Here is a 16969-nt window from a genome sequence, read left to right as displayed (position 1 = left end):
ACCACTTTGGAATGGTTACTCTATAAGTAACGTAAAGAATTATACCAAAACTAAGTCTATTTTTATTTAACAAAATAAAAAGAAACATAAGTGTTTTTTTATGTTTCTTTTTTTGTTTGTTTACTGGTTATTCATCATCTGAATCATCATCTTGATTTTCATCTTCAGCAACAGCATCTTCTTCTTCATAAAGATCATTTTCTTCGTCTTCTAAATAATCTTTAGTACTTTCTGAATCAGACAATTCTTGGGTTAAGGCATCTAAATCAATTTCATTATCTTCAGAAATTTCAATAGTTTCTTCTTCATTTTCTTTATATTCAGAATCAAGAATTGAAGTGAAGTATTTAATTGATGGTTTGATGTCGTATTTTGAGTGTTCTTCAAAATCTTCAAGAGCAGTTCCAGAAGGAATTTTTTTTCCAACAATGATATTTTCTTTTAGTCCACTTAAATGGTCAGTTCTTGAAGAAATTGCGGAGTTAACAAGAATTTTAGAAGTTTCTTGGTAAGAAGCAGCAGCTAAGAATGAATCAGATAGAAGTGGAACTTGTTTTGCTCCTTTGATGATTACATTACCATATGCAGGTTTTTTATTTTCACTTAATAAAATTGCATTTTCTTCTTGGTAATCAAAGATATCAACAATAGCTCCCGCAAAGAATTTTGAATCTCCAGGTTCACTGATGATAATTTTTGACATCATTTGTCTAATAATGATTTCAATATATTTATCACTAATTGCAATCCCTTGAATTCTATAAATTCTTTGAATTTCTTTTAGTAAGTAGTTTTGCACTGTAATAACGTCAGTTAAGGCTAATAATTCTTTTAGAATAATTGGCCCTTCAGAAAGTTTTTGTCCAATGCGCACTTCATCGCCAACAGCAACTCTTAGTTTCTTATTGGTTTCCACAAAGACTTGTTTTACTATTGTATAATTGTCTGGATTTGTTGTTTGAATAGAAATGATATATTCGTTTTCAGCTTTCTTATTCTTTTCAATTTCAATGATTTTCCCTTGGTATGGAGAAATTGTTGCTGGGCGACCTCATGGTTGGTCGTGGGCATCAATTAATTCAATTAGCCGAGTAAAACCACCTGTAATATCTTCCACCCCGGCAACACCACCTGTATGGAATGTACGCATTGTTAGCTGAGTTCCAGGTTCCCCAATTGATTGAGCTGCAATAATTCCAACTGCTTCTCCAATGTTAACAACACGGTTTGTTGCTAAGTCTTTACCAAAACATACCTTACATACCCCATTACGTGTGTTACATCCTAAAATTGATCTAATTTCAACTTCAGTAATTCCTGCATCAATAATTTTTTGGGCAATTTTGTTAGTAATTAAAACATTTCTTTCACAAATTAAATTGTTTTCATTGTCATAGATTGGTTTATTTGAAAATCTACCAATAATTCTTTCTTTTAAAGGAACAATTATTTGTTTAGTTTTGTTATCAACAATGTTTCTTGCTAAATATCCATATTCAGAATGACAGTCTGCTTGTCTTACAACAATATTTTGGGCGACGTCAACTAATCTTCTTGTTAAATAACCAGATTTAGCTGTATTAAGGGCTGTATCTGTTAACCCTTTTCTAGCCCCGTGTGTTGATGAATAGAATTCAAATGCAGTTAGTCCTTCGATGAATGAAGATTTGACTGGCACTTCAACTGTCGAACGCACAACTCTGTCGTTTTTAGCATCGGCTTTTGTTGTTTTAGTGTTGTTGGCCATTAGTCCCCGCATACCAGCTAATTGCACATAGTTAGAAATATTACCTCTAGCTCCGGAATTAATCATTGTAATAACAGGGTTTTTTGGATTTTCTTTGATAATAGTTTCAAGTTCAGATTGAATTTTATCCTTAACTTCTGCTCATTTTTTAATGGTTAATGAGTAACGATCATCATCAGTAATTAAACCTAAGTTGTAGTATTTCTTTAACTTATTAATATAAGCGTCCCCATCTGCTAGATATTCTTTTTTCTTGTTTGTTTCTAAGATATCTGAGAAAGAAATAGAGATACCAGAAGTTGTAGAATAATCAAATCCTAATTGTTTAATGTCATCCAAAATAGAAGCTACAATGTTTGTATAACTAAATCACACATTGTCAAGCATTTTGGCTTTTTCTTTGAATGAGATCGGAGAAGTATTTTCACCATAATATCTTTCTTTTGTATCATGTTGAATTCTTCTTTTTTCTCTTAAAACAAACTCAGTTAATAAATCAGCATGTTCTTTTTCTAGAAGTTGATTCTTATAAGTTTTAATTTTTAGAAATTCTAAAACAATATCTGATTCATTTAAATCATTAATTTGGTCAATTACAGCAGCAACGTCAGCAATGCTAATTGTTGCAACATAATTATCAAACATATAACGAATGATTTTAGCAATGTTTTTCTTATTAAAAGCTTCTTGTGTTGGAAGGCTTTTAATGTAGTTTGCAATATGAGTTCCAGCTTCTACTACATATGTATTCTTAAATTCATTTTTGTAATCATCTAAGTTGTTAGCTTTTGTAACCTTGTTGTCATAAATGAATGGGAAATTCTTTGGAAAGACATTATTGAAAATGAATTTACCAACAGTTGAAATTACATACAATTTCTTATTAATTGGAAAGCCACTAAATAATTTTAGGCTTTTTACTTCTTCTGCAGGAAGTGCTACTCTTGCATGTAGCGAAACTTTTTTAGCTTCAAGAGTACGCATCATATGATCATAGTTATCAAAAACTCTACCTTCACCTAATGCGTCTTTTTCTTCGATTGTTAGATAATAAAGTCCAATAATCATATCTTGTGATGGATTGATAATTGGTTCTCCATCTTTTGGGCCTAAAATGTTTTTATTAGCTAGCATTAGTTCACGACTTTCTAAAAGAGCTTGCTCAGAAATAGGTACGTGAACTGCCATTTGATCCCCATCAAAGTCAGCATTGAATGGGGTACATACTAGAGGGTGTAGTCTAATTGCTTTTCCTCTTACTAAAACTGGTTCAAAAGCTTGGATTGATAGTCTATGTAAAGTAGGTGCTCTGTTAAGAAGCACAAGTCTTCCTTTAATTGCCTCAGCAATATGAGGTCAAATAATTGGATTTTGATCTTCAATGATTTTTTTTGCATTTTTTACAGTTGAAGCTACTTGTTGGTCAATTAATCGTGCAATGATTCATGGCTCAAATAATTTCGCAGCCATTTCCCGCGGAATTCCACATTGATGCATTTTTAGATTAGGACCAACTACAATTACTGAACGTCCTGAGTAGTCAACACGTTTTCCAAGTAAATTTTGTCTAAAACGTCCCTTTTTACCAGTTAGTGAATCTGAAATGGATTTAAATGGACGATTATCTTTAGATAATACTGGGTTTGGTGTTCTTCTTTGGTTATCAATTAAAGCATCAACTGCTTCTTGAATCATCCGCAGTTCATTTTGAATAACTAAGATTGGCGCATCTTTTTCTTGTCATTGTTGTAGACGGTTATTTCTAATGATTACACGACGGTATAACTCATTGATATCAGAAGTTGAGTGTCTTCCCCCATCAAGTTGAATTAAAGGTCTTAAATCAGCAGGAATAACTGGTAGGTTATAAATAAGCATGTTTGTTGGAGATTGTTTTGATTCAATAAACGCATTGATTACTTGTAATCTCTTATACAATTTTTCTCTTGCTTGCTTGGTAGTTGTTGCAAATTTACCTGGATTTTTTGATTCTTGGGCATTTAGTTCGCGAACTTGTTTAGTGACAAGTTCTTTTTCAGCATTTAAATCAAGATGTTTAAGTAGATATTCAATTGCTAAAGCCCCAGTCATAATTTTGGCGCTAGAATAGTGTTCAATAACTTCATTTAATTCATAAAAGTCAATTCCATATTCTTGACCGATTTTCGAAGTTGCTTTTTCAACTAGCTGTTCAATTGTTTCAGCAATATCTTCATATGCTTCTCTTTGGTCTGGATTTTTTGGATCAAAACGCGTTAGAAGTTCATCCAATGCTTCTTTATAAATAACAGCAGCATCATTGATTTCAATGATTAGATTTTTAGGTAGAGATTTTAGTCCACCATCTTCAACAACGATATGGTTTTTATAATAGATTAGATTTTCAAGTTCTTCTCTTCTAACAACTTCGCTAATATTATCACTTGAAATTCTTAAACCAAGAAGTTTATAAAGAATTGAGTGGTCAACTTTGAAGTATCAAAAATGCACAACAGGACTGTTAAGTTTAATATGTCCCATATGATTTCTACGGGCAATTTTTGGCAGAATTTGTACTTTTTCTTGTTTACATAATTCTGTTCTTGTACAGTATGAACCTTCATTGATTTTTTTATACTTATATCCACAAACTGGACATCTATAATCAATCATTGGACCAAAAATTATTTCATCAAACAAACCACCTTTTTCTGGTTTATATGATTTGTAATTAATAGTTTCAGGTTTGGTAACTTCCCCATGCGATCATTTTTCAACATCTTCCGGAGTTGCTAGCGATAGTGAAATTTTATTGATTTTTGCTTCATCAAATAAAGTGTATTTTAAATTATCTCTCATTATTCAACTCCTCCATCTCAATCTTGTTGATATTTTGTATCAACTCTTTCTTTATCAATATTGCTATCATCTGCATCATCAATTGCTTCTAATTTCATTCCTAAACCTTTTAATTCATGAACTAAAACATTGAATGATTCAGGCATACCAGGTTGTGGTAACTTAGTTTTTCTTGCAAGAGCATTATATAGTTGGTTACGTCCATTAATATCATCAGATTTGTAAGTTAGAAATTCTTGTAGTAAGTTTGAAGCCCCATAGGATTCAATTGCTCAAGTTTCCATTTCCCCAAATCTTTGTCCACCATTTTGGGATTTTCCTCCTAGAGGTTGTTGAGTAATTAGTGAATATGGACCAACAGAACGAGCATGCATCTTGTCATCAACCATGTGGTAAAGTTTTAAATAATACATAATACCTACAGAAATAGGTTGGTCAAAAGGTTCACCTGTTCTTCCATCATAAACGGTTAATTTTCCTGATTGTGGAATGTTTGCTTCTTCAAGAATTTCTTTAATTTGGTTATGTGTAATTCCATCAAAAATTGGCGTTACAAATTTAGTATTTAGTTTTTTAGCAGCTAAACCTAAATGTAATTCTAGAACTTGACCGATATTCATCCGAGAAGGTACCCCTTGTGGATTTAGAACAATATCCAAAGGTGTTCCATCTTCTAAATATGGCATTTCTTCTATTGGAAGAACGATTGATACAACACCCTTGTTACCATGACGTCCAGCCATCTTATCGCCGACTTTAATTTTTCTTTTTTGAGCAATGGAAACTTTAACTATTTGTTCAATGCCATCTTCTAGAGCATCTCCCATCTTCCGACTTAGTACATCAACAGCAACTACAGTTCCGTTGTGTCCATGTTTTACTTTTAGGGAAGTATCTTTTCTAGAAGCTGTTTTTTGTCCAAAAATTGCTGCCATCAATTTTTCTTCAGGAGTTGGATTTTCTTCGCCTTTTGGAGAAGTTCTACCGACTAAAATATCACCAGCTGAAACTTCTGAACCCACTCTTACAATACCATTTTCATCTAAATGACGTTTTGAGAAGTTAGAAACATTAGGAATATCAGCAGTTAAAATATCTTCCCCTGCTTTTGAGTGTCTAAATTGGATTGTCTGTTCTTCAATATGAATAGATGTATAAACATCATCCTTAACTAATCTTTCTGATAGAACAACAGCATCTTCATAGTTAAATCCATGTCAAGTAGTAAAGCCAACTAAAACATTTTTTCCAAGTGCCATTTCGCCATCTTTCATTGATGGGCCATCAACTAATAAATCTCCAGTTTTAATTTCTTGGTTTAGTTTTACTAGAGGAACTTGGTGAATTAAAGTTCCTTGGTTAGAACGTTCAAATGTTCTTAGGTAGTATGAATCAATTTTATCTGATTCAGCTCTTTTTACTTTAATTACATTTGCATCAACATAACTAACAATTCCATCATGTTTTGCAAGCATATTTGTTGATGAGAATTTAGCAATATCAGATTCAACACCAGTAGCCACTAGAGGCACTTCTGGGAATAATACTGGAACAGCTTGACGTTGCATGTTTGAACCCATAAGTGCCCGGTTAGCATCGTCATTTTCTAAGAATGGAATAGCTGAAGCTGCAATCGAAGTCATTTGACGGTTGGAAACGTCAATAAAATCAACTTCGTTTGCTGGCACTTCAAGATATTGGTTATCACGACGTGCCACAACGCTACTATCAATTATCATGTCATCTTGAATTGAAACAGTAGATTGGGCAAATGTGTATCCTGCTTCTTCAATTGCTGTTAGATATTGGACATTTGAAAAGTCAACTTTTTTATTCTTAACTCTGAAATATGGAGTTTTAATGAAACCATATTTATCAATATCAGCAAATGAAGCTAGATTTAAAATTAGCCCGATATTTGGCCCTTCAGGTGTTTCAATTGGACAAATTCTTCCATAATGTGTTGGATGCACATCCCGCACTTCAAATTGAGCAGTGTCCCGATTTAGTCCTCCAGGTCCTAGTGAAGTAACACGACGCTTGTTAGAAATTTCTGCAAGCGGATTACATTGATCCATGAATTGTGATAGTTTAGAAGTATTAAAGAATGATTTAAATTGGTTAAAGATTGGTTTGTTGTTTGTGACATTCTTAGGAGTAATTTTTGAAATTTCTTTTGTTGAAATTCTTTCACGTGTATTTTTTTCTAATTTAATTAGTCCAATTCTAAATTGGTTTTGAAGTAATTCACCAATAGTTACAATTCTTTTGTTAACTAAAGAATCGGGATCATCATCACTACCAATGTTAGAAAGTAAATTGAAATAGTATGAAATAGTTGCAATTAAATCAGGAATTAATAAAAAGTTTTCAGTTGAAGTTGGATCATTACCTAGAACTTGAATTTTATTTGTATCATTCAACAAATCATTTTCAGTTGGATAAACAAAAACTCTTGAAACGTATATTCTATTTCCTAAATTTTCATTACCTTTAACTTCAATTTGATTTCCATACATTAAAGGACTTGCATCAGGTAATTTTCATAAAGGAAGAATACCTAAACGAAACTCTTCTGCAATCTTTCTTGCAATCTCTCAATTAATTAATAGCCCTTTAGCATATTTAATAGCTCCATCTTTGTCTAATAAATCTTCAGCTAAATAAGTGTTAACTAGTCTTTCACCAATATCTAATTTCCGATTTAGTGTGAAACGTCCAGTTTCAGTTAGACTATATCTTTTTTCATTAAATAGAGTTAAAGGAATCAAATTACGTGCTGATTCAGCAGTCATCCGATCCCCTTTTCTTATTAAACGATAGATAGTTTCTTGGGCATCACGTGTAATTTCTTCGTCAGAATTTCCTAGTGTTTTATCTCTTTTTAGAGTTTCATTTAACTCAGGAACTTCGCCAAACATTCTTTTAATTGATCTTTCACTAAAACCAAGTGCTTTTAAAAATGTTGTTAAAAGAAATGATTTATTTTTGTCAATATGAACTTTGATTGTATCAGGATTAGATGAGGTTGTTTTGTGATATATTTCGACTCATGAACCAATTTGGGGAATAATTTCAACTTTATTGAATAAATCGTTAGCTTGTTTATTTCTAACGTTTACTCCAAAATAAGCACCAGTTGAACGAATTAATTGGGAAGCAATAACTTTTTCAGAACCATTAATGATAAAAGATCCACCATAAGTCATAATAGGAATTTCAGCAAAAACAACTTCTGCTGAAATAACTTCACCAGTTTCATCATTAATTTGTCTTAGTCTTGCTTTTAGTTTTCCTATGTAAGAAGAGCCTTTTTGTTTTGCTTCCTTAATTGATTCAAATTCGGTTTTATTTGGATACTCAAAAAAAGCAGAGTCTTCAATATATTCAATCTTAACTTTGCCTCTAGCTTCAATTGGATAGATGTTTCTTAACTCTTTTTCAACACCATCAGTTAAAAATTGTTCAACTGAGTCTCTTTGCATTTTTAAAAAGTCTGGGGTGTCGAATTTCTTTTGACTAACTGAGTAGTCTCTACGTGTAGTGACTGGTCCAAATTTTCTTAAAACGTATTGTGATTTATCACTCATATCTAACCTCAATATAATTTATTTTTTGTTATGAATGAGAATTTCATTCTCTAATTTTGCCCATATGTATGCGCATATATATGTATTATAAAAAAAGACAAAAACGGCTTATACAAAGCTCGTTTTTTTATTTAATTATTAATCTAGAACAACTTCAGCTTTTGATTCAGCTAACTTAGCTTTGATTTCTTCAGCTTCTTCTTTCTTAACATTTTCTTTTAGTAATACTGGTGCTGATTCTACTAATTTTTTAGCATCCATTAAAGGTAATCCTAAAATGTCTTTAACAGCTTTAATAACAGCTAATTTGTTGCCACCATCTGATTTTAGAGTAACGTTGAATAAAGTTTTTTCTTCAACTGCTTCTGCTGCAGCTGGTGCAGCTGCTGCTACAACAGCACTTGGGTCAATTCCAAATTCTTCTTTTAGTCCTTCAACTAATTCCATTACTTCTTTAATATTCATTTCTTTTAGCGCTGAAACGAATTCTTCTTTTGTTAATTTTGCCATTTTTATATATCTCCTTATTTATTTATAATTATTCTGATACTTTTCCTTGTTTAACTAACTCATTTAGACCAATTGCTAAATTTCTAATTGGGGCAAGTAATGAGTTTCCAAGAATCATAAGTGATTCTTCGTATGAAGGAAGTTTTGATATTTCCAATAAAGTTTTTGCATCAACAACTTTGTTTTCATAAATTCCAGCTACTAATTCCAATGCAGGAAAATCTTTTTGAAACTTCACTAAAGCTTTTAGAGAACTTAAATCATCTTCTTTAGCAAAAACAAAGATATTTTGACCAACTAAAAAGTCATTTAAAGATTGGTTATCATTTGATTTTAAAGCTTGTTTTACTAAACGGTTTTTATATACTTTTAAAAGTACACCATGTTTAGCTAATTCTCTACGAATTACTTGCAGCGCAGCTACATCTAGAGTTTTATAAGCAGCTACATATAAAGCTTTTGATTCATTAAGATTTTTAGCAATTTCATCAACAACCAAAACTTTAGCATCTCTTAATGCACTCATTTGATTCCTCCTTGTTTGATATTAATAAATTGCAATAACAAAAACATTTCACATACTTGGTAACATTATTAAGCTTTTTTTAGGCCGTTACTGTCTTCATATATTGCGTTAGCATTATATCATATTTTTTTATAAAAATATAAGTTGTAATTTTTTTTTAAATAAATAAAATTCATAGCTATTTTTGGCTATGAATTTGAGTATTAAAATCTAGTTATTCAAATCTTTTGCAGATAAGATATTACCAAATTTAAAATCAGGATTTTCTTTTCCAAGCCCATTTTTAAATAGATTAGTTTTAAAAGAATCTCCATAAAGTTTTTTTAGTTCATCTTTATAGGATTTAGCTTGGTCTTTTCCACCACCATAAATTAAATCATACTGAGGCAAATTATATTTACCATATAGACCTTGATAATCAAATCCTTCGGATCTAAATGCACTTGAAAGACCGACTCTTCCAATTGAATTAGTTGCATAATAAATTGAAACTAATTCATTATTTTGGTTTCTAATAGAAGACCCAGAAGCTCCAGCTACTGGAGCATATCTTAGTGGCATATAACCTAAAGATATATTGATATATTTTTTGCCATTTAATTCATAAAAGCCATCACCAAATTTAGGAACTGCTAAAAATGTATCAAAAAGTCCAGGTAAATTTTTAAATGTTCGATATCCTAGATTATAAGATAAAAAACTTCCCTTGTCATGCTTGTTTTTTAGATTGAAATTTTGGTTTTTGATTTCTTCATTAAAGTATTCATATTCGCTATTAAATCAAAGACTAAAATTAATTCGCGTTTGCTCTAGAAGCTCTATATTGCTTCTATCAAAATAAAAATCGCCTGTACTTTGTGGTCAACCAACTGCATAAAGATATTCTTGGTCTTCATTTGGTTTTTTATTTTTTGGAATGGCTATTTTTTTATAGTCTTTTAGATATGAATTCTTTTTAAATTTAATATGCTTATCTTTTTGATTTGCATAATCATTAGTAATTTCTTTAGCTAGATTTTGAGCTAAGTTATTTTCTTTAAGAAATTCAAATTTAGCATCAACACTCTGTTGATTAGATTGTGTACTAAATTTTGTTATTTTTGAAAAATCAATTTCAAAAACAGCAAAATCAGCAAAAGCACCAAAGTTTTTATATTTATCTTTTTGCTGCGGAATTAAAAAGTTAGCTGGATTTTCTTTTAAATAATCAACTCCATCAAATACTTTTTTAATTGCATTCTTATTATCATTGAAATAAAAAGTTGTAATGTTATCATCTAATCTTGAAAAATTTAGTGTAGTTCCAACGCTTACATTACTATTAATCTTTGTAATGGCAAATGAAAGAAAATCTTCATTTAAAGCTCTTGCAACATGTGAATTAGTTCCAAAATATCATTTTGTTGGATATCCTTGCTCATCAAGCTTGTAATCCAAAATTCACATAGTTCCATTTTCACTTAATGTGTAGCGATCTTCTGCTACAAATCCTTGAAATTCTTTTAGTTTATTTTCTAGAATTTCAATTTCTTTTTGTAGTGTATGGCTGCTATAATAAGCAATATTTTCATCATATGCTTTTAATTCATCTTCTTTTCTTTTTTGCAATTCCGAATTTAAATTAGATTCTTGATTCTCTTTAATTCTTCTATTTCATTCTTGTTCAAGAAGTTCTTTATTATGTCTTAATTCATTAAGTTTTTGATTGATTAATCCTTGAAATTCAGATCGCTTATTACCATTTTTCCAATATTCAATATTCTTAGTTAACTCAGAAATTTCTTTTCTAAATAAATTCTTTCTTGTAAGACTTATTGAATAAGTTTGCTTAGCAATATCTAAATATTTTTCATTGACAATTTTACGTGCTAAACCAATTGTTTTGTATACATCGGCCTTCCCTGATGCATCTCTTAAAGAAGGAAGTTTCCCTATTTCATTTCCTTCAAATAAAGCTACTCCTTCTACTTCATTTTTTGCATTATAAGAAGGAAGACTAAAACCTTTGAAAGCTAAATTTTCATAACTATCTTGGCCAATTTTATTGGCTTTTTCATTGAAATCCTTTAGGTTAGCTGACGTTGCCTTAAGATCTTTGCGAAATTCATTTCAATTGTTAATTCCAGCTGAAATTCTTAGATGATTTTTTAAGGTATCAATATATTCATCATTATCTTTCTTAAAGAATTCATCTTTGTTTGCAATATGATTAAGAGATTTAGGATAATTTAATGAATCATTTTCATTTTTTAAATTAAGTAATTTATATTGAAAACTTTTAGTTTCTTTAGTATTTTTGTTTGTAATAGTAACATTGATTTTAGCTTCATTAGTTTGATTACTATTGTTTTCTAAAGTAATATCATTTACTTTAAAATCATAGTCGCTTAGAAGATTTTTATTCTTAGGTTCAATTGCTATTTCTTTGATTTTTTCTTGTAATTCTAAGAAAGTTAATTCTTTTAGATTTAACAATAAATCTTTGATTTTTAAATCAAAATGATCTTCGAGATTTATTGAAGAAAAAAGTTTATTGTATGAAGAATTTTTTTCATCATTTTTATTATTGGAATTGAAGTTTTCTTTTAGAATTGAACCTATTTTGTTATTCTTCTCACATGATAAAATAAAAAATGGCAAACTTAAACTAAAAATACTAAAGATTGGAAAAATTAATTTCCTTTTTTTTATTGTTTTCATTTTATTATCCTAATTATTTTTATTAGTTAAATGTTTCATCAGAACTATCTTCTACATTAAAACCATAAGTCTGAAGTTGGGATCTTAATTTGTCTGATCCGCTGTCCACTTGAATAGGTTTACCAATTTCAGATAATTTTAAAAGAATTCTTAGATTACTAATTGCTGAAGAACTTAATTCATTATTACCTTTGATTCGAATACTTTGTGTGCTAAGTCCATTGCTAAATTCAATTTTAGCTCTTGGAGGCCCTGGTTCTTGGTGGGCTATTACGCTATCAAATTGGGCATTATCTAAATCATCTGGTGTAATTTCAAATCATTCTTTATCATTAAAGAATTTGACATTCTTTAATTTTCTAGGACGATTAGAATCCTTAATGTAATCATAGAAAATTAAATGTTTTAAGGACTTAATTGAAGGAGCTCTTGAAAAATCAATGCGAGTTGGATAGCTATTATTTCCTTCATCAACATCAGGATCTAGCCCTGGTCCATAATTACCTTGGAAGACTCCTTCATTATTTCTTACATAATAAGCCATTCTTAGCCCTTCATTAATCCGCTTGAATTTTTCTTTTGGATCTGATTCACTTTCTTTAATATCACTTTCTTCAAAAGCAAGAGTATTGAAAACAATTCTTGAAGCCATATTGTAACTTCTTGAATCAAGATTTATATTGTAATCAATTGTATTAACTCAAGCAACTCCTCTTAGAGCAAGTGGATTAATGGATCAGTTATCTAGCAGAGCATTTCCAATTGTATAAATTGATAATTCTTTGATTTCTTTATTTTCTAATTCAATTAAAGCTTGTGTATTTGTAGCACGATCATCAAAGAAAAGCTCAAGTTGTGGAAGTTTTTGAGGAAGCGCTTGGAAGATTCTTTTGAAACTTTGGTTGATATCATTTTTACCCATATTTCTAATTCGATATGAAGTAATTGGAATATTGGAATCAATTAAATCTTTAATAAGCTTTTCAGTTTTACTAAATCCTTCTTGGTTAGCTGCATCAATTTCTACAACATAACCTTTGTTAACTTCAAGTTTTGGATCAGGATTATTTCTTGTTAGTTCACTTATTACAATTCCATCATTATTACCAACGTTGAATTTCCTAAAAGTTTCATCATTGGTAACAATTTTTTTAGTTCAACCAGGATATTCTCCTGCTTCAATATCACCTGAATTTCTTCCATAATAGCCATCAATAGCAAAAGCACGCCGCTCTCTATTATCTTTTTCTTGTCTTGTTGTAACTGAATTATATCCAGGAGCAGGTTCAAAACCATATGAGGATAGCTGACCATTTTCATCAACATAAACATTATCAGCTGTCGCTGTATATCCTTGTTCAAGATAGTCAAGAGCTCCCTTTGATAATGTTGTGAATTTAGAATAATCTAAATTCTTAATTAATCAAGCATACTTTAAGTCTTTGGAACCAAAATGTAAGGTATTGCTTCTTCACTGATCAGCTGCCTCTTTCTTTAGAAAATTAACAACATTCTCACTTTCAAACAAACGTCAAAAACGATCAATCATTTTTTGTCAAACATAGCTGTTATTTCTAAAATATAATTCTGGATCAAATTCTTTTGTTGCAGTTAAAGGAATATCATCACTTAAAAAAGTATTAGCATACTTTTTCAAACTACTTCAGCCACCACCAACTAAGTTTTTAACTGTTGCTTCTTTTAGAGCATCTGTAACTTCAATCTTTAAAACTTTGCCAACATGTTTATTGATATATGGAACCCTGTTAGTTATTCTTGCTTTAATATCACGGTCATCTAGTTTTCTACCTACTGGTTTTTCAGCATGTAAAATAACCTTGACACCATTGATTTCTACTTCTTTAATTTCAATGTTGTCACTTATAGGAGCTTCAATCTTATTTGTTTCAGGTTCGGATACAACTGGAGTATCTTCTTTTTTTTCTTCTTTCAAAGCTTCAATTGGATTAATCTTTTTTTCTATCTTGTCTTCAATGACAATAGGACTGGTAAGTTCTTTAAGATTAGTATCTGAATTTGAAATGGCTGCATTTCTTGTATCTGCAGCTCCCCGATTAAAAATTTGGGGATTAGATTGGTTGTTATTGATGTAATTAATACCTAAATTATTTTTATGATTTAAAGAGTATAAAAGCACTCCTAAAGGAATTGCAGCAGACATAGCAATTCCTAATGATAAAAGCATCTTTTTAGTTTTTTTAGATTTTAAGGAATTCATATTTTTTTCTCCTTGATTGCTTTTTTTAGATATTAATTACTAGATTAAATAAAGTAAATATTTTAACAAAAAATAGATTGAATTTCTTCAATAAAACTCAATTAAATTCAATATATTTTCAATAGAAAAACTCATAACATTTTTTGTTATGAGTAAGAAATAAAATCTAAAGAATTAAGATTATTTATTGATATCTGAATAGGTCAAAACTTTATCAAATTTATATTCAGGATTTTCTTTATCTAAACCATCTTTAAATAGATTTGTTTTGAAGGATCCATTTTGACTTTCATACATTTTCTTAAGGGCATCCTTGTAAGAACTTTTTTGGTCTTTTCCACCACCATAAATTAGATCATATTGAGGTAGATTGTATTTACCATATAGACCTTCATAATCAAATCCTTCAGATCTAAATGCAGCTGCCATTCCAACACGAGCAGATGTATTTGTTGCATAGTAAACTGCAACTAATTCATTATTTTGATTTCTTATTGAAGAACCTGAAGCTCCTCCGATTGGAGCTCATCTACGAGGCATATATGCAAGAACCATGTTTGCATATTTTTTGCCATTTATTTCAATGAAATCATCACCTGCTTTTGGAGAAGCTATAAAAGTATCTAGAACACCTGGTTTATTAACAAATGATCTATATCCAATTTGGTAGGATAAGAAGTTTCCACGTTTAAATTTCTCAAGATTTTCAGGTCTTACTACTGAATTTTCACCATTAACAACATTTATATCGTAGTATTCAAATTCAGTATTTGTTCAAAGACTGAAGGAAATGTCTTGCATTGCTCTTTGGTCATCATCAACATATTGTTTTAGATAGAAATCACCCTTAGAAGAAGGTCAACCAACTGCATAAAGTTGGTCTAGTTCAGGTTTAAGAGCACCTTTAAATGGAAAATCAATCTTATTATAATCTTTTAAATATGATTCTTTTTTAAATTTAATATGTTTGGTAGTATTTTCTTTGTAATTATTTGTAATATCTTTGGCTAATTCTTGAGCAAATTTTCCATTATTTTCATTTATATATTTTTTCTTACTTCTAATATCTTTGTTATTGGCATTAATTGTCAAACTATCTGATTTTATCTTGTTAAAATCAATTTCAAAAACAGCAAAGTCTGCAAATGAATGCAAATCATGAAACTTTTTCTTTGATTCTTTGGATAAGAATTCCCAGGCCTTATGAGTTTCATTTAGAAAATCTGTACCATCAAAAACTTTCTTAATAGCATCTTTAGATTTCTCATCAAATCCATATGTATGAATATTATCATCTAATCATGATAGTCTTAAAGGAGAGCCCACCTTTAATTCATCACTAACTTTTGTAATTGAAAAACTTTGTAAATTATTAGTTAGAGCTCTAGCAACGTGTGAGTTAGTTCCAAAATATCATTTAGTTGGATATCCATCATTATCTAGTTGAAAATCCAATATTCACATTGTTCCATTTTCAGGAATAAATTCTCTTTTTTCTTTCTTATTATTTTCGGCTTTTTGTTTGAATTCATCTATTTGTTTCTTTAGGAATTCAATATACTTATCATTATCTAAAGATTCATAATGCTTTATGCTTGCATCATAGTCTGCTAATGCCTTATCACGTCTTTCTGTTTCTTTTTTCTTTAATGTTGTATCTAAGGAATCTATTTTCTTATTAAATTCATCTTCAACTGCTTTTCTATCCTTTTGAAGTTGTTCTAACTTATCTTTTTTTAGTTTATCAAATTCGCCAATATTTTCTTTTAAGTATTTAATATCTGCTTCATTTTTAGCAATTTCGTTTTTTCAATCTCTTAAATTAGTTAAACGAATTGAATATGTTTGTTTGGCAATATCTAAATAATGTTCATTAACAATTTTACGCGCAAGTCCAATTGAGCCATCAGGATTTGATTTACCAATAACATCGATCTCAGATGGTCTTTTTGGCATTTCTTGCCCTGGTAGAATATCTAGACCATCAACTTCACCACTTCCATCGCTTTTATATGAAGGAAGAGTAAATCCTTTGTATGCTTGATTTTCAAAAGTATCTTGACCTAATTTTTTAGCTTTTTCATTAAATTCAGAAATTTTATCGGGTTTAGCTTTCAGATCTTTTCTTAGTGACTCTCATTCCTTAATACCAGCAGCAAAAGCTAAATAATCTTTTAGCCCTTTTATATGTTTTTCATTATCAATTTTGAAACGCTCTTCTTGAGACAAAGTAATATATTTTTCAAGTTCTTCTTTTTTTAGCGATGAAGGAGTGTAGTTTGAAGGACGATTACCTGAATGGTCTGTATTATTGGGATTTGTAGCAAGTCCATCCAAATCAAAGATTTTAACTTCTTTTGTTTTTGTTGCCTTATTGCTTAATTCAACAATAACTTTTGCATGACCAGTTATATTTGATCTTGATTCAACATTAATGCCATCAACTCTAACATCGATTTTTTTATTAAAGTTTTTATCCTTGAAACTTAGTTCAAGAAAACTAGGTTGGGATTGTAATTCGGAAGCATAAACATTTTCTTTTTTACCTAAGAAAAACTTAGTAAAAGAAACGTCAAAAATATCTTCAAGTTTTGTAGAAAATTCAGCTACATCTTTTTTAAATGCTGCATCAGTGTAGTTTTTATCAACTTCTTCTTTTTTATTGGCATCATTTTCTTTATTTTCTTTTTTTTCACAAGAAATTGCCAATAAAAAAGGAGCTACTAATGTAGCACTTCCTATTAAAGAAAACAAAAGCTTATTATTCTTTAGACTTTTTTTCATAAGTTTTTTATCCTTATTTTTTTAAATACAATACG

At 30.0% G+C, this 16969-nt stretch carries 7 protein-coding genes; all 7 read right to left on the bottom strand.

What is annotated here, in order from left to right; translation table 4 throughout:
- Nucleotides 1–127 precede the first annotated feature (127 nt).
- The 7 genes from rpoC to mip (MAU_RS01495) all read right to left on the bottom strand — a co-directional run bounded on the left by rpoC (nt 128) and on the right by mip (MAU_RS01495) (nt 16934).
- Complete coding sequence (gene rpoC / locus MAU_RS01525; RefSeq protein ID WP_004424298.1) at nt 128–4585, bottom strand: DNA-directed RNA polymerase subunit beta'; 4458 nt, start codon at nt 4583–4585, stop codon at nt 128–130.
- Complete coding sequence (locus MAU_RS01520) at nt 4585–8175, bottom strand: DNA-directed RNA polymerase subunit beta (RefSeq protein WP_004424296.1); 3591 nt, start codon at nt 8173–8175, stop codon at nt 4585–4587. The genes rpoC and MAU_RS01520 overlap by 1 nt, the downstream gene beginning before the upstream one ends.
- A 138-nt stretch (nt 8176–8313) precedes the next feature.
- Nucleotides 8314–8685, bottom strand: coding sequence for a 50S ribosomal protein L7/L12 (gene rplL, locus MAU_RS01515; protein WP_004424295.1), 372 nt, complete (start codon nt 8683–8685; stop codon nt 8314–8316).
- Between the two features lie 28 nt (nt 8686–8713).
- Nucleotides 8714–9211 (bottom strand): 50S ribosomal protein L10, encoded by a 498-nt coding sequence (rplJ, locus tag MAU_RS01510; RefSeq protein ID WP_004424294.1) that lies wholly within the window; start codon nt 9209–9211, stop codon nt 8714–8716.
- A gap of 210 nt (nt 9212–9421) precedes the next feature.
- Entirely contained in the window at nt 9422–11911 is a 2490-nt protein-coding gene (gene mip, locus MAU_RS01505; RefSeq protein WP_004424293.1) for an Ig-specific serine endopeptidase MIP, read from the bottom strand.
- A gap of 22 nt (nt 11912–11933) precedes the next feature.
- Entirely contained in the window at nt 11934–14150 is a 2217-nt protein-coding gene (locus MAU_RS01500) for a putative immunoglobulin-blocking virulence protein (RefSeq protein ID WP_004424292.1), read from the bottom strand.
- A 180-nt stretch (nt 14151–14330) separates the two neighbouring features.
- Nucleotides 14331–16934, bottom strand: coding sequence for an Ig-specific serine endopeptidase MIP (mip, locus tag MAU_RS01495; RefSeq protein ID WP_004424289.1), 2604 nt, complete (start codon nt 16932–16934; stop codon nt 14331–14333).
- Between the last annotated feature and the right edge of the window lie 35 nt (nt 16935–16969).

Source organism: Metamycoplasma auris 15026, assembly GCF_000367765.1.
Classification (GTDB): Bacteria; Bacillota_I; Bacilli_A; order Mycoplasmatales; family Metamycoplasmataceae; genus Metamycoplasma; species Metamycoplasma auris_A.
This window is presented reverse-complemented; position numbering and strand designations above follow the sequence as displayed.